Source organism: Helcococcus kunzii ATCC 51366 (assembly GCF_000245755.1).
Lineage (GTDB): Bacteria > Bacillota > Clostridia > Tissierellales > Peptoniphilaceae > Helcococcus > Helcococcus kunzii.
The window spans coordinates 1,819,766-1,843,680 of the sequence record NZ_JH601088.1 but is presented as its reverse complement, the minus strand read 5'-3'; the positions used below and the strand labels follow the sequence as shown (position 1 = coordinate 1,843,680).

Genomic DNA, 23,915 nt, shown 5'->3' with positions numbered 1-23,915 from the left:
GAGTAAACATGAGCGAAATAGTGAAATTTGAAAAAGTAAAGAAAACATTTCAAGATGGGGATGAAACTATTGAAGCATTAAAAGAATCTTCCTTTTCTATAAATTCTGGAGAGTTGATAGCAATTATAGGGCCTTCTGGATCAGGTAAATCCACACTTCTAACCATTATGGGTGGTTTACAGAAACCGAGTGAAGGAAAGATACTTTTTAATGGAGAAGATATTACATCATTGAGCGAAAAAGATAGAAATAATCTAAGGTTTGATAAAATTGGATTTATTTTGCAGGCGTCAAATTTAGTGCCATATTTATCAATTGAAGAGCAATTTGAACTTGTTGATAAATTCAAAAAGAAGAAATTTGATAAAGATAAAGCAGAAAAATTAATGGAAAAGTTTGACATTCTAAAAAGAAAGAAACAATATCCAGGAGATTTATCAGGTGGTGAAAGGCAAAGAGCAGCCATTGCAAGGGCACTTTATCCAGAACCAAAGCTAATTTTAGCTGATGAACCAACTGCAAGTTTAGATACCGAAAGAGCTATCAAAGTTGTTGAAATCTTAAAAGATATAACAAGAGAATCTGATAGGACGACAGTCATGGTTACTCATGATAATAGACTTTTAGAATATTGTGATAGAGTGTTTAAGATTACAGATGGTAAATTGACAGAAGAATAAAGAAAATGAAAGAGGGAAACCTCTTTTTTTTGTTTTAAATTGAGAAACATTCCTTAAAAAGTTAAAATAAAACTATTTAAATCAATAGTACAATACACTTCCGTTTAACAGAACGTATTAAATCTTTTCAGTATATAGTTATAGTGATAGTATCAAATTAAGGTGGTAGGTATGGATAAGAAAAAAACAGAAATGTGCATTTATCTCCATAAAAATAGGGAAACGACAATAGACAAATTATCAAAAGTTTTTAATAAGACTAATAGAGCTATTAGAAATGATATTGAAGAAATAAATGTGTTTTTAAGACATATTTGTGCGAATTTGATTGTTGTGGAAAATGGGGTGGTGTACACAAATCTCAAAGAAATTAATATTAGAGAATATTTGAATAATCTTGATTATTACGAATATACTTTAGATTCTACTGAAAGAGATGTAGTAATCATATTATATGCCATGACTAAGAAAAATATGTTTACTATAAATGATTTACTAGAATTTATGAAAGTATCTAGATCTACAGTGATGAAGGATATTAACAAAGTAAAGAGCTTTATTAGTATTTATAATCATGAGCTGATCTCTTTGGCGTCTAAGGGAATTATTCTAAAAGAGATAAATTCAAAGTTTAAATATGATTTGATCATTGATTTATTAAAATTTGATTTGGACAATGTCATTAGATTTTTTAATCAAAATGAATATTTAGAATTAGATGACGAAAGAATATCATATAAAGAATATATTTCTTTAATTGATGATGTTTTAGAGAAAACTGAAGAAGATAGCGGTAAGAAACTTACCGAGTATTCTTATAACATTCTTAAGTATTTCTTATCACTTTATTTATTGTTGTTAGAAAAAAGTGAAAATCAAAATTTATCTAATTCCTCAAAAGGAGATTTTATCTATTATTTAGTTCAAAATCTAGATAATAAGTTTGAGATTAATATAAATGATATTGACAGACATATATTGCGAAGATTATTAGATAGTCTAAATTTTGAAAATAAAGAATATAAAAATAATGATTTGCCAAAAATTCAGATAATCACAAGGAAATTTATTGAAGATATCTCAAGCAAGATATCTATTGATCTGAATTTTGATGAAGAGCTTCTGAAAAATCTATCTAAACATTTATCCTCTATCTTAAATGCAAAAGCCGAGAAACTTGAAGAATATAATTTTATAGACGAAATCATAGAAGAAAATCCTGATTTGTACAAGATTGTAAAAGAGTCTATCGGGGAGATTAATAAAATAGCTAATAGGAAATTAAACGATACTGAGATAAGCTTTATCCTTATATATTTAATTGCTGCCATCGAAAAGCAAAAAAATCTGATTCGAAATATAAATCTTTTGATTATATGTGCTGCTGGTGTAGGGACTTCATACTTTATTAAGGAAAAAATAAAAAATGTGGTGCCTTATGCAAATATATATATTTCAAATACACAAAATTATAGAAAATTTTTAGATAAGGAAAATATAGATATTGTCTTATCAAATGTGAAGATAGCTGAAGAATTTGACTATCTATTTATTAAAAATATTTTGGATGATGATTTTATTGAAGATTTAATTACTGAAATTGATGAAATAAAACTGAAGAAAATAAAGTCTGGATCGAAGAAAACTGAAATATATGATATTACAGAAAAAACAAAAGAACTAGACAATAAACTGGATCTGAGCGATATATTGAAACCTGAATTTATGAGATTTGAAATCGAAGCGAAAGATTGGAAGGATTCAATTGTTAAAAGCTCACGTATATTACTCGAAAATGACATTATAGAAGAAAGATATACAGATGCTATGATAAAAAATATTGAGGAATATGGTCCATATATCGTTGTTTCTAAGGGGGTAGCCATTCCACATGCAAGTAGTGAGGAAGGCGTTAAAAAGACGGCGATGAGCTTAATTAAGTTGAAAAATCCTGTGCCATTCGGAGTGGAAGGATTAGATCCAATACAATATGTGATTAGTCTTTCATCATTAAATAATGAACATTTTTACGCTTTTTTCGATTTAGTAAATGGACTTCAAAATGAAGAAATCAAACAAGAATTTATAAGTGCCAATAGTTCTTCAGATATGGAGAAAGTCTTAAAGAAAATGGAGGATTTAACATAATGAAAGTTGAAGATATTCAAAAAGTTACTGCTATTCTTAGGGGTTATGATTATGAGCAAGTCAGAAATGTTGCTGAAGCTATGATGAGTTCAAATATTCGTTCTATGGAGATTACAACAAATTCACCAGATGCTTTTGAAACAGCGAAAAAAATATCTGATGAATTTAAGGAAATTTCTGTGGGAATGGGAACGATAATGAATGCAGAACACGTGGATAAAGCCATCGAAGCGGGTGTTGGTTTTATACTTACACCAGTTATGTTAGATGAATCAAGCATAAAAAAATGCAAAGAAAATAATGTTGTGACAGTGATTTCTGCTCTGACACCATCAGAAGTTAATCTAATGTTTAGTTATGGTGCTGATATCGTAAAGATTTTTCCTGCTAAAAATGTGGGATATGACTATGCGAAAGCATTAAAAGGACCACTAGGAAAAGAAATAAAATTAATGGCTGTTGGAGGAGTTAGCAAAAATAATGTGAAGGATTTTATTAAAGGTGGATATAGCTACGTTGGAGTTGGTTCAAGCATGTTTAATAAAGAAGATGTCAAAAATGGCAATATAGAAAATCTAGTAAAATCCTTAAAAGAATTTGAAAATGAAATGGGAGTAATTGATGGAAAATAATTATTTTGATTCAAATTTAGTATTCACTGATTTTGAAGCGGATAACTATGAAGAAGTGCTAAGTAAATTATCTAATATTTTACTGAAGAAAGGCATTGTAAAGGAAGAATATCCTGAAAAGATTGTGGAAAGAGAACATAACTATCCGACTGGATTAGAAGTTGGAGAGATTAATGTGGCAGTACCTCATTCTGACCATATTTATGTAAATGAGGGAAAGGTAGCTGTAGCTATATTAAAGAAACCTGTTATGTTTAATAAGATGGATGATCCAAGTGAAGAGATACCTGTATCAATTGTGTTTATGTTAGTTGTTGCAGAACCAAAAGCTCATTTAGAATTATTGCAAAAAGTTTTTGGAGCGATACAAAGCCAAGAACTTTTAAAACAAATGTTGGTTATAAAAGATCATCAAGAATTAACAAACTTGATAAAAAATAATGTGATAGGAGGTTAGTATGAAAAGAGTATTAGTGGCTTGTGGAAATGGAGTAGCGACTTCTACAATGGTGGCATCAAAAGTAAGAGATTTTCTTAAAGAAAATAATATTGCTGCAACTGTAGATCAATGTAAATTATTAGAAGTACCTTCAAAACAAGATGCTTATGATTTAATCATTGCTACTGGCAAGTACGATAATGCAAGCGTGACTAAACCTGTAGTTAGCGGTATGGCTTTACTTACAGGCATGGGTGCTTCAGAAGTGTTAGAAGATATTAAAGAAAAATTAAGTTAGGAGGGTTTTATGAATTTTGTATATGATGCGTTTCAATCATTAATAAAAGCTGGCCCATATGTATTATTACCATTAATAATTACAGTTGTTGGTTTAGCATTTAGAATGAACATCGCAAAAGCATTCAGATCAGGTTTAACAGTCGGCATCGGTTTTGTTGGTATTAAACTTGTTATTGATATGTTAGCAGGAAATATCGGACCTGCATCTAAAGCGATGGTAGAAAATTTCGGATTAAATTTAGATATCATTGATGTGGGCTGGGGTGCTATTGCTTCAGTAACATGGGCATCACCAATAATACCTATAATAATTGGGATAATATTTTTAACAAATTTATTAATGTTAGTTACTAATACTACAGATACATTAGACGTAGATATTTGGAATTATCACCATATGGCAATTGTTGGTTGTTTACTTTACTTTTTAACAAATAATTTAGTGCTAGCTGGATTATCAGCATTTATAATGGCATTTATAACATTTAAGTTATCAGATTGGACAAGTCCATTGATTGAAAGATATTTTGGAATACCTAATGTTTCACTTCCAACTATGTCATTCTTATCTACAGCAGTTATCGCTTATCCAATGAACTGGTTAATTGATAAGATCCCTGGATTAAATAAAATCAATCTAAAAATTGATAACGCACAAAAATACCTAGGTGTATTTGGTGAACAAACAATTTTAGGTTTCATTTTAGGTTGTGCAGTTGGTATATTAGCAAAATATGCGGTTTGGGATATTATTAACTTAGGTGTACACATGGCAGCTGTTATGGTTCTAATACCAAAAATGACTTCACTATTTGTTGAAGGTCTGATGCCAATTTCAGAAGCGGCAACAAACTTTACTAAGAGCAAATTCAAAAATAGAAAATTCCTTATTGGTTTGGACGCTGCAGTAGTTGTTGGGGATAGTACAGTTATCACAACAGCATTAATCTTAATCCCACTTACAATACTATTATCAGCAATATTACCAGGAAACAGAGTAATGCCTTTTGCTGACTTAGCTGTTATAACATTTAGAGTAGCTTTAATCGTTGCTTTAACAAATGGTAATTTATTTAGATCTATTGTAATTGGTGCATTTACAACAACAGCAATACTTTATGCTGGTACTGCAACTTCACCATTCTTAACAGACTTTGCAGTTCATACTGGACTAGACTTTGGTGGACAATTAATTTCATCATTTGCATCAGTATCATTAACAGTAAGCTATATTGTATTTGAAGCATTCAGAACAAAACCATTAATTTTTGTTCCAATCTTAGTAGTGGCATTAATTGTTATATATGTATTTGCAGAAAAGAAATATAAGAAGTTCAAAGCAGACAAAGAAAAAGCAGGAATGTAGAGGTAATAATGAAAATTACAGATATTGAAGTGTTTGAAGTAAAGCCAAGATGGATATTTGTCAAAATTAGTACAGATGAAGGTTTATCCGGTTGGGGAGAAATGGTTTCTGGTACAAGAACTAGAGCCGTTGTAAATGGTGCTAGAGAATGGGGTGAGAGAATTCTATTAGGAAGAGATCCTTTCGAAATAGAAAGACTATGGCAAGAAATGCATAGATCATTCTTTAGAGGCGGCCCAATTGGAGGTACTATAGTTTCAGGCTTCGAAATGGCTCTTTGGGACATCAAAGGTAAAGCATTAGGAGTTCCAGTTTGGCAATTATTAGGTGGAAAAGCCAGAGATAGAATCAAAGTCTATTCATGGATAGGTGGGGATAGACCTGATGATGTTGTTGAACAAGCAAGAGACAGAGTAAATAGAGGATTTGATGCTATTAAGATGAATGCTACTGAAGAGCTACATTACATAGATTCTCTAAAAGAAGTGAAGAAAGTATCTGAAAGAGTAAAAGCTTTACGTGATGAATTTGGTGACGACTTAAATATAGGTATAGATTTCCACGGTAGAGTTCATAAACCAATGGCAAAGATTCTTGTAAACGAATTAAATCAATATAATTTAATGTTTTACGAAGAAGTAGTACTACCTGAAAATGAAGAGTTGTTTAAAGAAATATCAAATCATACAACTACTCCACTAGCAACAGGTGAAAGACTATATACAAGATGGGACTTCAAAAACATTTTTAAAGAAGGTGTAATTGACGTTATTCAACCAGATGTAGCATTAGTTGGTGGAATACTAGAACTAAGAAAAATCGCAGCTATGGCAGAAGCACACGATATGGCGGTTGCTCCTCATGCCCCATATGGTCCAATAGCCCTAGCAGCAACATTGCAAGTTGATGTATGTACACCAAATGTATTCATTCAAGAACAATCATTAGGTATACACTACAATAAAGGATTTGACCTATTAGACTTTGTTAAAAACAAAGAAATATTTGAATACAAAGACGGATATGTAGCTATCCCTGATAAACCAGGTCTAGGCCTTGAATTAGACGAAGAAAAAATCAGAGAGGTTTCCGCTGAAGGACTAGTATGGACAAATCCAAGATGGAAAAATTACGATGGCACAATAGCTGAATGGTAATATATGTTTGAAAATATCGATAAAAAGAAAAATAAAAAAAATGCAATAATAGGATTAATTCTAATCGCTATACCTTTAATACTTTATATTAACAATAATATGCTAAAACTTCCTAAAACAGAAGAAATTAAAAAAGTAGAAATTGTTCATAATGAAAAAATTATTAAAGTTATAGATAAATTAGAAGAAATCGACAAAATAAAATCGGAACTTAGTGAAGTTCACAAAAAATATTTAGTAATGGGAAACGATCCAACAAAAAAATTGCTAGAAGTTCGACTTATATTAGATAGCAACACAGACTATCTAATCACCTTTAGAGATTCTACAATTGAATATAATGGACATCTATACGACATTAATCCAGACAAATATAAAGATTTTATAAAAAACTACTCAAAATAAAACGACACAAATCTATTGCAATATTCATCCCTCCAAAAGTTGAAATTAGGGGCAACTTTTGGAGGGATGTTTTTTGGTTAAATAATGGTTCATCAATATCTGTAGGAGCTATACCGTACCTCTTCGCCATTCATCACTTGAGGCCCATCAATGGATGTAGGGGGCTCTTATCAGATATTTTCAGATATTTTTGGTACATCAATATCTGTTGGTGAGAACCTTTCATCAGTTATTAATGAACCTTATTTAGAATGGATTTATGTAAATGACAATATAAAAATGTACAAAAGTAATAAATGCCATAGATCTAGAAGGAAACACTTTCGACCCTAGTGTTTTTGAATTTACTTAATTTGCAAGGGCTAAAAATCGAGCTTTTTCCCTAGCGTTTTTGAATTTTCTTAATTTGCAGGGGCTAAAAATCGAGCTTTGCCCCTAGCGTTTTTGAATTTTCTTAATTTGCAGGGGCTAAAAATCGAACTTTTCCCCTAGTTTGACCCTAGCGTTTTCGTATTATCTCAATTCACTAGGGTTTTGAAGCCGTTTTTGACCCTAGCGTTTTTGAATTTTCCCAATATGCTAGGCCTGTTGATAATATTTTGGTATTTTATTATACATTATTATATTATCACCGATATGATCTTTAGAACTCTAGATACATTCCATCTATTATTGAAGAGATATTAGCACCACATTTTTCAAAATCAAAATATGGTGCTAATTTATTAGATATTTATGATAATATTAAATAAAAAGCGAGAATACTATGAATATATTATCTACAACAATTTTAACTGAAACTCAAAAAAATGAAGTGATAGATTTAATCAGCACTTGTCAAGACTTTGATGGTACACATTCTGACATTTATCTTTCAAATGAATACAATTTTGATAAAGATATGCCGGCATTCTTCTTAGCCTATAAACAAAATCAATTAGTAGGATTTCTTTCAAACTATGCAGATGAAATAGACGATGCAGAGATTAGTTTGATTGTTCATCCTAATTTTAGAAGAAGAGGAATTGCCTCAGAATTAATAAAAATCTTTGAAAAAGAAATAAATTATCTTAAAAATATCTATTTCAAAACGGAATATAATTTTATCAAATCTAATAGAGGATTACTTGATAAATGGAATCTAAAAATAGATGAGGATAAAGACATCATTCTAGAAAGAGATCGAGAAAAATACGAGATAGAAAAAAATCCTTTATGGGAAGTGAAAAAAGCTAGCTTGCAAGATGTGGATGCAATTGCAGAATTTCAATCTAAAAGCTTCGATATGCCAATAGATGTTTCCTTAAGATATGCGAAGGAACCAATAGTAGGTGAAAATAAAGACGTCTATATTCTTAAAGAAAATGGAAAAGTAATAGCTTCCTGTTCAGTTGATTATAGCTACAATTCAAATTATCTATTTGGATTTGCAACTTTAGAAGAAAAAAGAGGAAAAGGAGTAGGAAGTTATTTAATAAAAAATATCATCAATTATTTGATAGATACCAACAAAGAACCATTTCAGATAATGGTTAAAGAAGATAATTTTGGTGCGAGAAAACTTTATGAGAGATTAGGATTTAAGGAAGTTTCTACGGTTATGTATTTGAAATATGCAAATTAAATAAGAAGATTCTACTAATTTTTATTTATTTTATTTTTACATGTAAGTTATGATAGAATAAACTTAACGTATTAATGTGGTTATATAATAAAAAAACTTTTTTCAAAATATTATTTAGTTTAGGAGAATTTAATATGATAAAGAGAATACATAAATATGAGCAAATAAAAGAGGATATTTTAAAAGAAATTTCGAGTGGTAAATTTAAACCCGGTGATAAAATTTATTCAGAAAATGAACTTATCTCTATGTATAATGTGAGTTCTACTACAGTAGTAAAAGCCTTAAACGATTTAATTGTAGAAGGTTATGTAGTTAGAAAACAAGGAAAGGGAAGTTATGTTAGAAAAAATTTAACTTTTCAGCCAGTTAAGTTTAGTGAGAGATTTAAAAAAGGCACACTAAAAAATGATTCTATTGAAGACAAAATCACTTTTGTCTGGTATCCAGATGTAGAAGATGAAAAGATTAATAGCATTGTTAAAGAACTTAATGAAAAAGAAAAAAGTAATTTAATTTGTGTTACACAAATTGGTTTTTTGAATAATGAAATTTGGAAATTACAAAATAGATATTTTATAAATGTAGATCTTGATGAAAATATCATTAACTCAATTGAAAAAGGAGAAAGTGTTTCGAAAATATTAAAATTAGACAGAAGTGACTTATCTTATCCAATGGATATGAAAATATTTTGTGATAAATTTGATCCAAGTAAAAAGCTTGATGAAATATTAAAAAATAAGGGAATTAATATATCAAATATAAGTGACAATAATGTTTTTAAGATAAAGAAAATAATTTATAAAGATGGTTATAATATTTTCGAAATTGAAGATAGTTATTATGTAGGTAAGTATTATAGATTTGATATCACAACTAGGGAGTAGAAATGGCAAATATATTAACAATTGGGGAAGCTATGGGATTATTTGTTTCCAAAGAAGAAGGTCCATTAAAGTCTGTAAAAGAATTTAGACGTCTTGTTTCAGGTGCGGAGATTAATGTTTCAATAGGTGTAACAAGATTAGGTCATAAGGCTTATTATTTTACACAGTTAGGAAAAGATCCTATTGGAGACAATATTATTGAATTTCTAAAAAGCGAAAATATTAATACTAATAATATTATGCAAGTTAAAGATTACAATACAGGCATACAATTAAAAGGAAAAACTAAAGAAGGTGATCCTGAGATTGCTTATTACAGAAAAAATTCTGCTGCTTCACAAATGACATTAGATAATATAAAATCAATTGATTTTTCTAATATAGATTTACTTCATATAACAGGAATTTTTATGGGCTTAAATAATCAAACATATGAAATTGTATATAATTTGGTGAAAAAAGCTAAAGAAAATAATATTATTGTTACATTTGATCCTAATATCAGGGAATCATTATGGGAGAGTAGAGAAATAATGATAGAAAGAATAAATGCTATTGGATGTATTTGTGATTATATTCTTCCTGGTCAAAATGAAGGAGAAATCCTCACTGGATTTAGAAATGTGGATGAGATAGCGAAATTTTACTTAGATTATGGTGTAAAAAATGTAATTATTAAGTTGGGTGAGAAAGGAAGTGCTTTTTTTATAAAAGAAAAAGGTGAAATTAAAACGACATTACATCCAGGCTTCAAAGTAGATAAAATTATAGATACTGTCGGTGCAGGGGATGGATTTGCATCTGGTGTAATTACAGGTATACTAGATAATTTATCTGATTACGATATTTTAGAAAGAGCCAATGCCATAGGAGCAATTCAAATTACTCATCAATCTGATAATGAGGGGTTGCCAACAATAGATGAATTAAAGGAATTCATAAAAAATAGATAAAGTATATTATTAATATATAAACTTCAAAGCTTGAAAGATAGTTTTGAAGTTTTTTTGTTTAAAAATATACTTGGAAATCATTTGTTAATAAAATTAAACATTTTTCTAAAGGCTTTAATTTATTACTTTATTAGGTAAATTCTAACATTTTATGAGTTTAAAATGGAAATACGATTTCCTAAATTCTTTTCTAGGTTTAAAATATAATTGACTTTCAAAAAAACTTATAATATTATGATGTTAACAAGTTATCACGTTAACCACTTAATTAATGTGATAAGAAAGGGGAAATTTTGAAAGTTACCAAAGAAAGAATAAATAATATTGAAAGATTTAATGAATCTTCTTTTTTAACTAAAGAAGAAATTCAAAAAGCAATTGATTTAGCAATAAATAAAATTGATAAAAATATAAGCTTATTAGGAGAAAAATATCCTACTCCAGCTACTGAAAATAATGAATATAAGAAAATTGATAATATCGAATGGACAAATGGATTTTGGACAGGAATGTTATGGTTATGTTATGAAGAAACGGGTGATAAGAAATATAAAATTTTAGCAGAAAAACATGTAGATGATTTTTTGAATAGAATTGAAAACAATATAGAAGTAGAACATCATGATTTAGGATTCCTTTATATTTTATCTTGTGTTAGTTCTTATAAGCTAACAGGTAATGAGAAAGCAAAAAAAGCTGCATTACTTGCTGCCGATAAACTTGTTACAAGATATCAAGAAAAAGGTGAATTCATTCAAGCATGGGGAGAATTAGGTGCAAAGGATAATTATAGATTAATAGTTGATTGTTTATTAAATATACCTTTACTATATTGGGCATCAGAAGAAACTAAAGATTCTAAATACAGGGATATAGCAAAAAAACATTATAAAACAACTATAAATAATGCAATTAGAGAAGATTCATCTGCATTTCATACTTTTTATTTTGATCCGGAAACAGGAGAACCTGTTAGAGGAAAAACAAGACAAGGTTACTCTGATGATTCTAGTTGGGCAAGAGGTCAAGCTTGGTTAATATATGGAATAGCTTTGAATTATACATACTTACATAATGAAGAAGATATTGACCTATTTGAATCAGTTACAAATTATTTTCTTAATAGATTACCAAAAGATTTTGTACCTTATTGGGATTTAATTTTTGGAGAAGGATCAGAACAATCAAGAGATACTTCTGCGGGAGCAATTGCAATATGTGGAATGAATCAAATGTGTAATTTTCTGCCAGAAACAAATGAATATAAAAAAATTTATAGAAATGCACAGCATTTAATTTTAAGGAATCTAATTGAAAGTTATACAGAAATTAAAGCTGATGGAATTATTTCTCTAATAAATGAAGGTGTTTATTCTTGGCATTCTGGTAAAGGTGTAAATGAAGGAAATATTTGGGGAGACTATTATTATTTAGAATCATTAATTAGATTTAAAAAATATTGGAATATGTATTGGTAGGAGGAAAATATGAATAAACCCAATATAAAAATGATTAGAATTGATGAAAGATTAATTCATGGACAAGGTCAGCTTTGGTGCAAAAGTTTAGGTGTAAATTTGTTGATTTGTGCAAATGATCAAGTATCTAAAGACCCAATCCAACAAACTTTAATGAAAACAGTATTACCAAAAGAGGTTGGGGTAAGATTTTGGGACATAAAAAAGACTGCTGAAATAATTTGGAAAGCAGCACCAACTCAAACTATTTTCGTTTTAATTAAGAACCCTAAAGATGCACTAAGGTTATGTGAAGCGGGATTTCCTATGGAAGAAGTAAATGTAGGGAATATACATGCTGCAGAAGGTAAAGAAAAAATTTCTCAATTTATTTATTTAGGAGAGGAAGACAGAGAAGCTCTAAAAATAATGAAAGAGAAATATGGTATAAAATTCACTACTAAAACATCGCCTGTCTCAAATGATGGTGAACAGGATGTTGAAAAAATATTAGAAAAAATAAAATAAGAAAAGGAGAAAAGTATGGAAATAACATTATTACAAGGGTTATTAATAGCCTTAGTAACAGCTTTTTGTTATTCAGGTCAGTTACTAGGAATTTATTCAAATAGATCTTTAGTAATGGCTTTCTTAGTTGGTGCAATTCTTGGAGATATTCCAACAGCATTAGTTTTTGGTGCTTTAGCAGAATTAGCATATATGGGTTTTGGAGTTGGAGCAGGTGGAACAGTACCACCAAATCCTGTGGGACCAGGAATCGTAGGAACGATTATGGTTATTACATTAAAAAATAGTGGAGTAACCCCAGAATCTGCTTTAGCATTATCATTTCCATTTGCTGTTTTATTCCAATTAGTAACAACTGCTTTATATACAATATTTGCAAGTAATCATATAATGGCAGCTAAAGCTATTGAAGAAGGTAAATTTGGAAAATTTAGACTTATTGCAAATAGTACTTACATAGTATTCTTTATTGCTGGATTTATTATTGGATTAGCAGCAGTATTTAGTAGACCAGGCTTGGAAGCATTTGTAAATTCTATTCCGGAATGGTTAATTAAAGGATTTAGTGTTGCAGGAGGTCTAATTCCAGCGATAGGTTTTGCGATGATTTTATCTGTTATGATGGAAAAACAATTAGTACCATATGTTCTATTAGGATATGTTGCTGTAGCCTATTTAGAATTACCAACAATGGGTGTTGCTTTATTAGGAGCTGTTTTTGCCTTAATTTATTATTTCTCAACACCTAATAATAAAGTTATAGTCGCTACTAATAATGATGGGGAGGACTACAGTGAAGGAATATAAAGGAAAATTAAAAAAATCAGATTATACAAAAACTTCAATAAGATCATATTTACTACAAAATGCATTTAATTACACAACATATCAAGGTGTTAGTTATTTAAATGTAATATTTCCAGCACTAAAAAAAATATATAAAGATGATCCAGAAAAATTAAAAGAAGTATCAAAAGAAAACTTAGAATTTTATAATACTAATCCTCATATGTTACCTTTTATAACAAGTATTCAATTAGCTATGTATGATAACGATCAAGACGTAGAAGATACTCGTAATATTAAAATGGCACTTATGGGACCTTTAGCAGGAATTGGAGATTCAATAGCACAATTTGGACTAGCGCCATTATTTTCCACGATATTTGCAGGTTTAGCTTTAGATGGATTAGGATTTGCACCAATGGGATTCTGGGCTGTAATGATATTAAGTATGTTAATAATAAAATTACTAATGGGAAACCTTGGATTTAAATTAGGTACAAGTGTAATTGATACTTTGAGTGAAAAAATTTCAAAAATTTCAGAATCTGCAGCAATTGTAGGTGTAACTGTAATATCAGGTTTGGCTGCATCATTTGTAAAAATGAATTTAGGATTACAATATTCTACAATGGTTGAAGGAAAAGAACAAATTGTTTCTTTGCAAACAATTATGGATAAAATTGCACCAAGATTATTACCTGTAGTTTTGACTGGAGTTGTTTATTATTTAATAAAGAAAAAGAAATGGTCAACTTATAAGTTATTAATATTATTATTTGCTATAGGAATAATAGGTTCTGCATTAGGTCTATTAGCATAATAGGAGCTAAGCTTTGTTTATAAAAAAGAACACATCTAATCTGAATCGGATATATGAAATTTATAATAGTACGATAAATCAAGTCGTTAATAAATATGAAATAAATCCTTATTTTATCGATATAAAAGAAAGATGTGATAGTTACTTAAAAAATAAAATAAAATATACTGACTGTTTGGATATGGAAACTTGTTTTGTTGAGTATAATTTTTATGATTATAAATGGAATAGAACTCCAAATCAAGATTTAGAATGGACATATATGTTAAATAGACATGGATTTATTTATGATTTAGCTTTAGCATATAAAGTTACAAATCAAAAGAAATACTTAGAGAAATTTAAAGAATACTTGTATGATTTCATAGAATGTAATAAAGATTATAAAATGAATCCTGAAGCATGGCGTCCATTAGATGTAGGCATTAGACTATTAAATTGGGCTAAAGCATTCAGATATGTAAGTTTTTTTGATGATATTAATGATAAAGAAAGAGATATACTAATTGAAAGTATAAAATATCAAATTAATTATATTAAAAATAATTACATAAGAAAATATGATTTAAGTAATTGGGGTGTTCTCTCATTAACTGGGGTTGCAGCATGGCTTGTGCTGCACCCTGATTTAACGAGTGATGATAACTTTAAAGAATACGTATTTAATAAATTAAAGATTCAATTAGACATTCAATTTTATAATGATAATATTCATTGGGAACAAAGCCCTTTATATCATCATGAAGTGACAATGTCATTTTTGTATTTATACAATCTTGAAAGATTGTTAGATATACAATTAATTGATTATCTTAAAGAAAAGTTAAAAAATATAATTGGAGTTACTTACTATTATATAAATAACTCTGAGGTATTACTTTCTTTAAATGATAGTGATAATGTTAAATTAAGTTTTGTTTATGATTGTTATAGATCGTTAAAGATGTTAAATGATAAAAAATCTAATTATGACATGTCAATATTTATAGGCAAACAAAATGATATAGATATAGATAATAAAAACATAAAATATAAAGAAACATTTTTTGGAAAACAATCAGGATTGTTTATTCAAAAAAATGATACCATTTATTTTTCAGCATTTAATGGATCTCATGGTAGTTCACATGGACATGCTAGCAATGGATCCATCACGTTAGATATTGATGGTATAAATTTTATTGTGGATCCTGGAAGATATTCATATGACGAAAAAAAAGAAAGAATATTTTTAAAATCTGAAAAAGCTCATAATTCAATATATGTTGAAAATTTTGATGCGATGGAGATTAGAGAATCATGGGGTTATAATTCTGTTATAGAACCACTATTAAATAATTTTAGCTATTTTAAATATGGTTGGATATTAGAAATGAATTGGTATTCTAAAAATAACATATTATATAGAAGAAATATAATTTATTTATCTGAAATAGAAAGTTATATTATTTATGATAGAGTTAATGGAATATCTAAAAATGATGTAATGAAAAAATATTTACAGATTAATCCAAAAATTAATATTATTTCTAGTATTAATCATATTAATCTGAAACATAACGAAAAAATATTAAATCTTTGGTTTTTTGATGATGAAATTACTATCGAGGACAGTGTATATTCTCGAAGATATAATTTAATTGAAAACAATAAAAAGATTGTTTTTAAACCAAAGTATGTAGACGAAGTTAGAGATAGTTTGACAATATTATCTAAAAATAATTTAACAGTAACTAAATTAGAAGTTAACCAAAATAAAAGAAAATCTGCAATGAATTTAGTAAAAGGAATTGAGATTCAGAATAAAGATAAAAATTATCAAATTATATTTGCTAGAAAGCCCGTAACCTCTGGAGATAAATTATTTGTCACTAGAGATAAGGTTTCGATTTATGGACAAATCAATCTTATAAAGGATAGGAATTTTGTTTTTAGATTAAAATAAGAGGATTTTATGAATACTAAGAAAATAAAAAATAAATTTATAATTTTAATTTACATTTTTTCTTTCGTGATTATTTCTAATGTAGTATATGCACAGGAAGAAATTGAAAAAAAGAATTTAATAAAAAATGGTGATTTTACCGAAACTAATGAAAATAAAAAGTTTTGGACTGGTAAAGCTCCTAAGGATTGGAATTTATGGATTTCAAAAGAATACTTAGAAAATGATGAATTAAAAGAAGAAATAAAAAATCAATATAAGTATGAAATATTAGAAAATATAGATAATAAGAAAAATGTGTTATATATAGATAGTCAAAGTGAATTTAGAACAGTTGTTAATCAAGATTTAAAAGTAGAATCTGATAAAGAATATGAGTTAAGTTTTGATATAAAAACAAAGAATAAAAAAGGAAATATTTATATTAGGATAATAGAAAAAAAAGGTAATGAGCAGAAGAATTTGTGGTATTCAGAAAAGTTTACTGGAAATAATGAATGGAAGACATCTAAAAAAATATATAAACCATTATCTGATATAGATAATATTAGAGTAGAAATATTTTATGATAAAGGGTTAGGAAGTATCTATATTGACGATATATCATTAACTGAAAAAGAAAAAAATAATGAATCTATTAGAGAAGATGAACTAAGTACAATAGAGGAAACAATTACTTTAGAATTAAATAAGAAATATTTATTAAATAAACCTAATTTAGAATATAAAATAAAAGATGATATTTTAAAAATAGAAAATGGTTTTATAGTTCCAACATCTGTAGGGAAAACTATAATTTCTACTACCGATAATGGTCAAGATAAGATAATCAGTGTAGAAATAAAGAATATTAATAATAAATATCTAGAAATGATAGAAGAATGGAATAAGGTTATAGCTGGAAATGAATTTTATGATTCAACAAATGAAATTATGAGAGAAAATCATGAAAATTTAGAATTGAAAGCACAAGAAATAATCAACACTTTTAATTTTAAAATGGATGGATATCTTTGGGAAGAGACTAAAGATTATGAAAAATCATCTTCTTTGACTACAACATATAGGAAATTGGAGTTATTAGCAAAACAAATTACTAATAAAGAGTCATCCGTTTATAATGATAAAAAAGCTATCGAAATTGTAAAAAATTCTTTAAATTGGATGTACAAAAATGTTTATCATGAAAATAAAGATATTGTAGGGAATTGGTGGGATTATGAGATAGGAACTCCAAGAGCTATAAATAACACATTATCATTAATGTATAGATATTTTTCTGAAGAAGACATTCATAAATATTTAAAACCTATTTATAAGTTTGTACCTGATCCTTATATCTTTAGAGCAACTTTATCTCCATTTAAAGCAACAGGTGGAAATTTAGTTGATATGGGAAGGGTAAAGATTATAGCAGGGATATTAAATAAAGATGACGAAACTATATCTGAAACTATAAAATCAATGCAACAATTATTTGAATTTGTAAATAATGGCGAAGGTTTTTATATGGATGGATCATATATAGCACATACAAATTTAGCATCTACAGGTTCATACGGTAATGTTTTGATAGATGGTTTGACACAACTATTACCTATTATTCAAAAAACTAATTCACCATTAGGTCAAGACAAATTGCAAACACTTTTAAAATGGTATGACAATTCTTTTATACCATTAATTTTCAAAGGAGAGTTAATGGATATGAGTAGAGGAAGAGGTATAAGTAGAGAAAATTTACAATCTCATGCTGCAGCAGTAGAAATTCTTCGTTCTATTGCTAGAAGTAGTGATTTATTTGATGTACAGACAAATGATAGGTTAAAAGGAACAATAAAACAAATAGTAAAATTAGATTCTTATTATGATGTTTATGATAATTTAACTTCATATAAAGATATAGAATTATTTAATAATATATTAAATGACAATTCTATTAAACTTATTTCGAATGAATCATATATAAAGAATCTTGCAAATATGGATAAAGCAGTTATATATAATTCTGATAGAGATTATGCCATAGCATTAAGTATGCATTCATCTAGAACACAAAATTATGAGGAGATGAATGAAGAAAATAAAAGGGGTTGGTACACTGGTGATGGCATGATTTACCTATATAATGGAGATTTATCACACTATAGTGATGGATTTTGGCCAACTGTAGATGCTACAAAACTTCCAGGTGTTACAGCTCTTGTTGAACAAAGACAATCAGGCGAAAATAGCGGAAGTAAACAAACTATGGGATCTTCATTGGTTGGAGGTTTAGTTCATGATTCAAAACATGCTATTTTCGGAATGGATTTTTCAAATTATAATAAAACCTTATTTCAAAAGAAGTCTTGGTTTATTGTAGATAATAAAATTGTTTTATTAGGAGCGCCTATAATCAATAAAACTGATAAAAAATCTTATACAACACTTGAAAATAGGAAGATAAACTCTAAAGACTATGAACTAATTGTAGATGGCAAAAAAGCAAAAGAGTATAATTTTGAGAAAAAGAATATAAAAAATATATTCTTAAAAAATAAAATGGAAAACAAGAACATAGGTTATAAATTATTAGAAAATAATAATATTTCTTTTAAAAAAGAGACAAGAAGTGATTCTTGGAATTCTATTAATAGCTCACAGTCTAATGAATTAGTTACAAATGAATTCATATCTATTGTAAACAATAATGATAAAAGAGTTAAATCCTATGCTTATATAATGTATCCAAATATCTCTGAAAGAGAGTTTAATAATAAAAATCAAGAAATAAAAGTTTTATCAAATGATATAGAGAATCAAGTTATAGAAGATACAAACTCAAAAACTATAATGGCAGTTAAATATTTACCAAAAGAATATAATTTATATGATGGTGTAAAGATATCAAAAGAGGGGTTGTATTACTTAACTAGAGAGGATTCTATTTATAAAATAAAAGCTAATACTTTTGAAGGAAAAAATATATTAAAATCTGTAGAGATAGATTTAAGTAAATATGAACTTTTAAGTAACGCGGAAGATGGATCTGAATTAAGATTTAGATTAAGAAAGAAGGATGATAAACATATTAATGATGAAAATTCTAATAAAAAAGAGGACAGATTAGATAAATCAAATACAAATAAAACAAAACAAAATAACAATAATAATAAAGATGGAAAAAACAAAACAAATAATATAAATAAATAAAAAGGCAAAAGATAATAAAAAGATTACTCAAATTAATGTAAAAGATAATAGTAAAGATATTAAAAAGAAAAAGGAGGTAAAAAATCCTAGCACAGGAGACAAAGGAATAAAGAATATATTTATAATTCTGATAATATCTATAATATTAAATCAAGTAATTTTTGTTAAGAAGAAAACAAAAGAAAGGAATCAATAATGACAAAATACGATACAAGATATTCACACTCACCACAAGATATTAGAAATTTTTCAACAGAGGATTTAAGAAGAGAATTTTTAGTTGAAGAAATTTTTGTACCGGGAGAAATAAAATTAACTTATACTCATGATGACAGACAAATTTTTGGAGGTGTTACTCCAACAAATAAAAAATTAGAAATAGTGTTAAACAAAGAATTAGGTGTAGATTATTTCTTAGAAAGAAGAGAATTAGGTGTTATTAATATTGGTGGAGAAGGTAAAATAACAATCGATGGACAAGTTTTTGATATGAAAAAACAGGATGGTTTCTATATTGGTAAGGAAACAAAAGAAGTTATTTTCGAATCAGTAAATGAAAGTAATCCAGCAAAATTCTATGTTGTATCAACTCCTGCGCACAAAGTGTATCCAAATGTTAAGATTTCAATAGATAAAATAACTCCAAGAGAAATGGGAGATGATTTATCTATGAATAAGAGAAAGATTTATCAATATATACATCCAAATATTTGTGAATCATGTCAATTACAAATGGGATATACAATATTAGAAGAAGGAAACTCTTGGAATACAATGCCTTGTCATACACATGAAAGAAGAATGGAAACATATTTATATTTCGATATGGAAGAAGATACAAGAGTGTTTCATTTTATGGGACTTCCTTCAGAAACTAAACATTTGGTTATGAAAAGTGAACAAGCTACAATAAGTCCAAGTTGGTCAATCCATAGTGGAGTTGCAACGAAAAATTATAGCTTTATTTGGGCAATGTGTGGTGAGAATATAACATATGATGATATGGATTTTGTAGAAATGGATCAACTGAAATAAAAGGAGATATTATGTCTGAACTAAACAATTTTAATATGAAATATTTTGAATTACAAGATAAAGTGGCAATAATTACAGGAGCAAATAAAGGCCTTGGCCAAGCATATGCTGTAGCCTTAGCTGAAGCTGGAGCAGATATATATATTACTTATTTAAGTGGAGATATAGAAGAAACAAGGAAATTGATAGAAGACAAAGGTAGAAAAGTACACTTTTTACAAATAGATTTGACTAAGGAAAATGCGGCGAATATCGTCATAAATGATTGCTTAGAGAAATATGGTAAGGTGGATATTTTAATTAATAATGCAGGTACAATAAAAAGATCACCACTTCTTGAATATAAAGATGAGGATTGGAATACTGTAATTGATATTAACCTTAATTCAGTATATTATTTAAGCCAAAGAGCTGCGATAGAAATGGTAAAACAAGGTGGAGGTAAGATAATAAATGTAGCCTCAATGTTATCATTCCAAGGAGGTAAATTTGTGCCTCCATATACAGCAAGCAAACACGGCGTTGCAGGAATTACAAAGGCTTTTGCTAATGAATTAGCTGATAAAAATATTCAAGTTAATGCCATAGCTCCTGGTTATATTAAGACAGATAATACTCAACCGATTAGAGAAGATGAAAAAAGAAATAAAGAAATTCTGGATAGAATACCTGCAGGGCATTGGGCAGAAACTAGTGAATTAATGGGAACTATAGTATTTTTATCAAGCAGAGCCTCAGATTATGTAAATGGTCATATCTTGGCAGTAGATGGTGGATGGTTGGTAAGATAGACAAATAGTTCTAATAAGGAGAGCATATGCTTAAGATTTCTTTGTTAAATCAAGAAAGAGAAACGTTAAAAACTATTTCTGGAAAAGATAATTTATGGTTAGGTTTTAAAGATAGATATGAAGATGGTTATATAATCAGAATAGAATCTGAGTCACCATTGAATCATTTAGCTGTTAAGTTTGATGCAACAAAAGAAGAATCATTTATTTACATCCCTAACAAGACCTGGGAATACAAGATAAAAATTTATCCAGAAAAATCGGCTTTTCCATCAACCATGTTTAGATCATTTAGAAATTGTATGTCAGTAAGATATATGACAACTAAAGAGATTTATTCTTATAGAAATATGGCATTAAATACACATGATCAAACTTTTGAAAATGGCTCATACCCACATGCTAGTGCAAATGTAGAAACTAGAAATGAATCGACATTTTTTGCACTAAATGCAATTGATGGTATGTTAACAAATGATGGACATGGAGCTTATCCTTATCAATCTTGGGGAATAAACAAAGACCCAAATGCGTGTTTAACAATAAATTTTGGACGAAAAATTAAAGTTAACAAGTTAGGTTTTGTATTAAGAGGTGACTATCCACATGATAGTTATTGGACACAAGGAACAATCACTTTTTCTGATGGGTCTGAAGAGATTATTAAATTTGAAAAAAGATTGGAAGAACAAGTTTTTAATATAGACGAAAGAAATATAGAATGGATAAAATTTGACAAATTGGTAAAAAATGAAGATGATTCTCCCTTTCCAGCATTAACACAAATAATGGTTTATGGGCAAGAATTGAAATAGAGGATTTATGAAATTAGTAATATGTACACATGGAAAATCAGCAAAAGAATTATTAGAATCAGCGGAGATGATTGCTGGTAAACAAGACAATGTAGTATCATTAGATTTTACTGATGGATGTGATTTAGAAGAATTGAAATCGAACTTAAAAAAAGAAATTTTAGGGGATAATAACTCTGTTATAGTAATGGTCGATTTAAAAGGTGGAACTCCTTTTAATTTAGCATTTCCTTTCGTTATCGAAAAAGAGAATTGTCAAATGATAACGGGGGTAAATGTAGCCATGTTAATTGAGTTTTTCCTTTCAAGAACATCAATAGAATCTATAGATCAATTAGTCGATTCAGTTATAGAATGTGGGAAAGAAAGTATAGATAAAATTTCTAATTTAAACCAGGATAAAGAAAATGAAATTTTTGACGATGGAATTTAAAAAAAGGAGTTTCAATTAATTATCTTTAATTGATACAAGAATATGAATGTTTTAAATGAAATAAAAAAGTGTGGTATTGTTCCAGTAATAGTTGTGGATGATTATAAGAAATCTATTCCTCTTGCTGAAGCATTGTTAGATGGTGGAATAAAAATAATGGAAATAACCTTTAGAACAGATGGAGCAGAAAAAGCGATAAAGATTATATCTGACAATATGCCTGAAATGATTGTTGGCGCTGGTACAATTCTGTCCATTGAAGATTTAGAGAGAGCATATAATGTGGGTGCTAAATTTATTGTTTCACCAGGATTAGATGAGAATGTGGTTAAAAAGTCAAAAGAATTAGGGATCCCAATTGTTCCTGGAGCAGTAACTCCAACTGAAATAACAAAAGCAATACAATTAGGTTGTGAGGTTGTAAAATTTTTTCCAGCAGAAAATTATGGTGGTTTAAAAACTATAAAATCATTATCTTCACCATTTTCAAAAATTAAATTTATTCCTACTGGAGGTATAAATTTAGACAATCTTGAGGAATATATAAATTTTGATAAAATTATTGCTGTTGGAGGATCTTGGGTTTGTCCAAGTGACTTAATTAAAAATAGTGATTTTAACAAAATAACACAAATATCTAAAGAAACTATGAATGTAATTAAGAGAAATAGATTATAGAAAATAAAAAAGCAAGAAGTAGAAAATTTTCACTTTTTGCTTTTTTTCTATTTGAAAAAATAGCTTTTTGATAATTCCACTTCTAGAAATAAAGTTTTATTAATATAAATTACTATTTTCCTCAATATATTATATAATATTAATATAATATATATTTAGGGGGAAGTATGGAGAAATTCAGCCAATTTGAGATTTTGGACATTTCAAATAGAAGATATGCCACAAAGGCATTTGATGCTGAAAGAAAGGTTTCAGAAGATGATTTAAGAACAATTCTTGAGGTAGGAAGATTATCACCGTCATCATTTGGTTATGAGCCATGGAAGTTTTTAGTTATTCGTAATTTTGAATTAAGAAGAGAAATCTACGATATTGCACCAGGAGCGAGAAATACTCTAAATGGTAATGCTGAACTTATTATTATTTTATATAAAAAGAATGTAAATTATACCAGCGAACATGTTGTGCATATTGTAGAGGATGTTTTAGGATTTGAATATGATCCGGAATCACCTGTAACACAAGCATTTAAGGGATTCCAAGAAGGTATGTTGGAGCTAGAGAGTGAAGATGATGTAAATGAATGGGCGAGAAGGCAAACATTCATACCTTTAGCGAATATGATGAATGCAGCAGCCTCTTTAGATTTAGACTGTGTTGCGATTGAAGGATTTATTCATTCAGCATTAATAGAGATTTTGGAAGAAAATAATATAATCGATACGAATGAATATGAACCATCAGTAATGTTAGGTGTTGGTTATAGAAATGAAGAAATAACACCTAAAAAGAGAAGAAATTTCAACGAAGTGGTGGAATTTGTTGATTAATATTTGAA

Annotated in this window: 23 protein-coding genes; all 23 read left to right on the top strand. The window is 28.3% G+C overall.

The genetic code is table 11. The features are described from left to right. The first annotated feature begins 8 nt into the window (after positions 1 to 8). The 23 genes from HMPREF9709_RS08255 (at position 9) to HMPREF9709_RS08135 (ending at position 23,907) form a co-directional block, all read left to right on the top strand. Complete coding sequence (locus HMPREF9709_RS08255) at positions 9 to 680, top strand: ABC transporter ATP-binding protein (RefSeq protein ID WP_005399156.1); 672 nt, start codon at positions 9 to 11, stop codon at positions 678 to 680. Positions 681 to 851: 171 nt separating this feature from the next. Beyond that, positions 852 to 2,828 carry a BglG family transcription antiterminator gene (locus tag HMPREF9709_RS08250; RefSeq protein ID WP_005399155.1) on the top strand — a complete coding sequence of 659 codons (1,977 nt, stop codon included), beginning with the start codon at positions 852 to 854 and terminating at the stop codon, positions 2,826 to 2,828. After that, a complete protein-coding gene (locus HMPREF9709_RS08245) occupies positions 2,828 to 3,460 on the top strand; it encodes a bifunctional 4-hydroxy-2-oxoglutarate aldolase/2-dehydro-3-deoxy-phosphogluconate aldolase (protein ID WP_005399154.1) in 633 nt (210 codons plus the stop codon). The genes HMPREF9709_RS08250 and HMPREF9709_RS08245 overlap by 1 nt, the downstream gene beginning before the upstream one ends. Next, complete coding sequence (locus HMPREF9709_RS08240; protein ID WP_005399153.1) at positions 3,450 to 3,917, top strand: PTS sugar transporter subunit IIA; 468 nt, start codon at positions 3,450 to 3,452, stop codon at positions 3,915 to 3,917. Before HMPREF9709_RS08245 ends, HMPREF9709_RS08240 begins: the two co-directional genes overlap by 11 nt. Position 3,918: 1 nt before the next feature. Then, positions 3,919 to 4,197 (top strand): PTS sugar transporter subunit IIB, encoded by a 279-nt coding sequence (locus tag HMPREF9709_RS08235; protein ID WP_005399152.1) that lies wholly within the window; start codon positions 3,919 to 3,921, stop codon positions 4,195 to 4,197. A 9-nt stretch (positions 4,198 to 4,206) separates the two neighbouring features. Then, positions 4,207 to 5,565, top strand: coding sequence for a PTS galactitol transporter subunit IIC (locus tag HMPREF9709_RS08230; protein WP_005399151.1), 1,359 nt, complete (start codon positions 4,207 to 4,209; stop codon positions 5,563 to 5,565). Between the two features lie 8 nt (positions 5,566 to 5,573). Beyond that, the gene (gene dgoD, locus HMPREF9709_RS08225; RefSeq protein WP_005399150.1) at positions 5,574 to 6,722 is read left to right on the top strand and encodes a galactonate dehydratase; all 1,149 of its coding nucleotides are present in this window, start codon (positions 5,574 to 5,576) and stop codon (positions 6,720 to 6,722) included. Between the two features lie 3 nt (positions 6,723 to 6,725). Beyond that, the gene (locus tag HMPREF9709_RS08220) at positions 6,726 to 7,127 is read left to right on the top strand and encodes a hypothetical protein (RefSeq protein WP_005399149.1); all 402 of its coding nucleotides are present in this window, start codon (positions 6,726 to 6,728) and stop codon (positions 7,125 to 7,127) included. A 766-nt stretch (positions 7,128 to 7,893) separates the two neighbouring features. Beyond that, the gene (locus HMPREF9709_RS08210) at positions 7,894 to 8,751 is read left to right on the top strand and encodes a GNAT family N-acetyltransferase (RefSeq protein ID WP_005399148.1); all 858 of its coding nucleotides are present in this window, start codon (positions 7,894 to 7,896) and stop codon (positions 8,749 to 8,751) included. Between the two features lie 134 nt (positions 8,752 to 8,885). After that, on the top strand, positions 8,886 to 9,641 hold the full coding sequence (locus HMPREF9709_RS08205) for a GntR family transcriptional regulator (RefSeq protein WP_005399147.1): 756 nt from the start codon (positions 8,886 to 8,888) through the stop codon (positions 9,639 to 9,641). A gap of 2 nt (positions 9,642 to 9,643) precedes the next feature. Next, positions 9,644 to 10,594: a sugar kinase gene (locus tag HMPREF9709_RS08200; protein ID WP_005399146.1), complete on the top strand. Its 951-nt coding sequence runs from the start codon at positions 9,644 to 9,646 to the stop codon at positions 10,592 to 10,594. Positions 10,595 to 10,887: 293 nt separating this feature from the next. Next, a complete protein-coding gene (locus HMPREF9709_RS08195) occupies positions 10,888 to 12,072 on the top strand; it encodes a glycoside hydrolase family 88 protein (protein WP_005399145.1) in 1,185 nt (394 codons plus the stop codon). A gap of 9 nt (positions 12,073 to 12,081) precedes the next feature. Next, entirely contained in the window at positions 12,082 to 12,579 is a 498-nt protein-coding gene (locus HMPREF9709_RS08190) for a PTS sugar transporter subunit IIB (RefSeq protein WP_005399144.1), read from the top strand. A gap of 15 nt (positions 12,580 to 12,594) precedes the next feature. Then, positions 12,595 to 13,386 carry a PTS mannose/fructose/sorbose/N-acetylgalactosamine transporter subunit IIC gene (locus HMPREF9709_RS08185; RefSeq protein WP_005399143.1) on the top strand — a complete coding sequence of 264 codons (792 nt, stop codon included), beginning with the start codon at positions 12,595 to 12,597 and terminating at the stop codon, positions 13,384 to 13,386. Beyond that, entirely contained in the window at positions 13,373 to 14,185 is an 813-nt protein-coding gene (locus HMPREF9709_RS08180) for a PTS system mannose/fructose/sorbose family transporter subunit IID (protein WP_005399142.1), read from the top strand. The genes HMPREF9709_RS08185 and HMPREF9709_RS08180 overlap by 14 nt, the downstream gene beginning before the upstream one ends. Positions 14,186 to 14,198: 13 nt before the next feature. Continuing rightward, the gene (locus HMPREF9709_RS08175; protein ID WP_005399141.1) at positions 14,199 to 16,130 is read left to right on the top strand and encodes a heparinase II/III family protein; all 1,932 of its coding nucleotides are present in this window, start codon (positions 14,199 to 14,201) and stop codon (positions 16,128 to 16,130) included. 9 nt (positions 16,131 to 16,139) lie between these two features. Further along, complete coding sequence (locus HMPREF9709_RS08170; RefSeq protein ID WP_005399140.1) at positions 16,140 to 19,325, top strand: polysaccharide lyase 8 family protein; 3,186 nt, start codon at positions 16,140 to 16,142, stop codon at positions 19,323 to 19,325. Between the two features lie 195 nt (positions 19,326 to 19,520). Further along, positions 19,521 to 20,360 carry a 5-dehydro-4-deoxy-D-glucuronate isomerase gene (gene kduI / locus HMPREF9709_RS08160; protein ID WP_005399139.1) on the top strand — a complete coding sequence of 280 codons (840 nt, stop codon included), beginning with the start codon at positions 19,521 to 19,523 and terminating at the stop codon, positions 20,358 to 20,360. 11 nt (positions 20,361 to 20,371) lie between these two features. After that, on the top strand, positions 20,372 to 21,151 hold the full coding sequence (gene kduD / locus HMPREF9709_RS08155; protein ID WP_005399138.1) for a 2-dehydro-3-deoxy-D-gluconate 5-dehydrogenase KduD: 780 nt from the start codon (positions 20,372 to 20,374) through the stop codon (positions 21,149 to 21,151). Between the two features lie 26 nt (positions 21,152 to 21,177). Further along, positions 21,178 to 21,966, top strand: coding sequence for a hypothetical protein (locus HMPREF9709_RS08150; RefSeq protein WP_005399137.1), 789 nt, complete (start codon positions 21,178 to 21,180; stop codon positions 21,964 to 21,966). Positions 21,967 to 21,973: 7 nt separating this feature from the next. Next, a complete protein-coding gene (locus HMPREF9709_RS08145) occupies positions 21,974 to 22,399 on the top strand; it encodes a PTS sugar transporter subunit IIA (RefSeq protein WP_005399136.1) in 426 nt (141 codons plus the stop codon). 42 nt (positions 22,400 to 22,441) lie between these two features. Beyond that, positions 22,442 to 23,077 carry a bifunctional 4-hydroxy-2-oxoglutarate aldolase/2-dehydro-3-deoxy-phosphogluconate aldolase gene (locus tag HMPREF9709_RS08140; protein ID WP_005399135.1) on the top strand — a complete coding sequence of 212 codons (636 nt, stop codon included), beginning with the start codon at positions 22,442 to 22,444 and terminating at the stop codon, positions 23,075 to 23,077. Positions 23,078 to 23,244: 167 nt separating this feature from the next. Then, a complete protein-coding gene (locus tag HMPREF9709_RS08135; RefSeq protein WP_005399134.1) occupies positions 23,245 to 23,907 on the top strand; it encodes an NAD(P)H-dependent oxidoreductase in 663 nt (220 codons plus the stop codon). Positions 23,908 to 23,915: the final 8 nt, after the last annotated feature.

What these genes read in the sequence shown, in the direction of transcription:
- HMPREF9709_RS08255 (WP_005399156.1), top strand. Translation starts at nt 9, where the DNA reads ATGAGCGAAATAGTGAAATTTGAAAAAGTAAAGAAAACATTTCAAGAT.
- HMPREF9709_RS08250 (WP_005399155.1), top strand. Translation starts at nt 852, where the DNA reads ATGGATAAGAAAAAAACAGAAATGTGCATTTATCTCCATAAAAATAGG.
- HMPREF9709_RS08245 (WP_005399154.1), top strand. Translation starts at nt 2,828, where the DNA reads ATGAAAGTTGAAGATATTCAAAAAGTTACTGCTATTCTTAGGGGTTAT.
- HMPREF9709_RS08240 (WP_005399153.1), top strand. Translation starts at nt 3,450, where the DNA reads ATGGAAAATAATTATTTTGATTCAAATTTAGTATTCACTGATTTTGAA.
- HMPREF9709_RS08235 (WP_005399152.1), top strand. Translation starts at nt 3,919, where the DNA reads ATGAAAAGAGTATTAGTGGCTTGTGGAAATGGAGTAGCGACTTCTACA.
- HMPREF9709_RS08230 (WP_005399151.1), top strand. Translation starts at nt 4,207, where the DNA reads ATGAATTTTGTATATGATGCGTTTCAATCATTAATAAAAGCTGGCCCA.
- dgoD (WP_005399150.1), top strand. Translation starts at nt 5,574, where the DNA reads ATGAAAATTACAGATATTGAAGTGTTTGAAGTAAAGCCAAGATGGATA.
- HMPREF9709_RS08220 (WP_005399149.1), top strand. Translation starts at nt 6,726, where the DNA reads ATGTTTGAAAATATCGATAAAAAGAAAAATAAAAAAAATGCAATAATA.
- HMPREF9709_RS08210 (WP_005399148.1), top strand. Translation starts at nt 7,894, where the DNA reads ATGAATATATTATCTACAACAATTTTAACTGAAACTCAAAAAAATGAA.
- HMPREF9709_RS08205 (WP_005399147.1), top strand. Translation starts at nt 8,886, where the DNA reads ATGATAAAGAGAATACATAAATATGAGCAAATAAAAGAGGATATTTTA.
- HMPREF9709_RS08200 (WP_005399146.1), top strand. Translation starts at nt 9,644, where the DNA reads ATGGCAAATATATTAACAATTGGGGAAGCTATGGGATTATTTGTTTCC.
- HMPREF9709_RS08190 (WP_005399144.1), top strand. Translation starts at nt 12,082, where the DNA reads ATGAATAAACCCAATATAAAAATGATTAGAATTGATGAAAGATTAATT.
- HMPREF9709_RS08185 (WP_005399143.1), top strand. Translation starts at nt 12,595, where the DNA reads ATGGAAATAACATTATTACAAGGGTTATTAATAGCCTTAGTAACAGCT.
- HMPREF9709_RS08170 (WP_005399140.1), top strand. Translation starts at nt 16,140, where the DNA reads ATGAATACTAAGAAAATAAAAAATAAATTTATAATTTTAATTTACATT.
- kduI (WP_005399139.1), top strand. Translation starts at nt 19,521, where the DNA reads ATGACAAAATACGATACAAGATATTCACACTCACCACAAGATATTAGA.
- kduD (WP_005399138.1), top strand. Translation starts at nt 20,372, where the DNA reads ATGTCTGAACTAAACAATTTTAATATGAAATATTTTGAATTACAAGAT.
- HMPREF9709_RS08150 (WP_005399137.1), top strand. Translation starts at nt 21,178, where the DNA reads ATGCTTAAGATTTCTTTGTTAAATCAAGAAAGAGAAACGTTAAAAACT.
- HMPREF9709_RS08145 (WP_005399136.1), top strand. Translation starts at nt 21,974, where the DNA reads ATGAAATTAGTAATATGTACACATGGAAAATCAGCAAAAGAATTATTA.
- HMPREF9709_RS08140 (WP_005399135.1), top strand. Translation starts at nt 22,442, where the DNA reads ATGAATGTTTTAAATGAAATAAAAAAGTGTGGTATTGTTCCAGTAATA.
- HMPREF9709_RS08135 (WP_005399134.1), top strand. Translation starts at nt 23,245, where the DNA reads ATGGAGAAATTCAGCCAATTTGAGATTTTGGACATTTCAAATAGAAGA.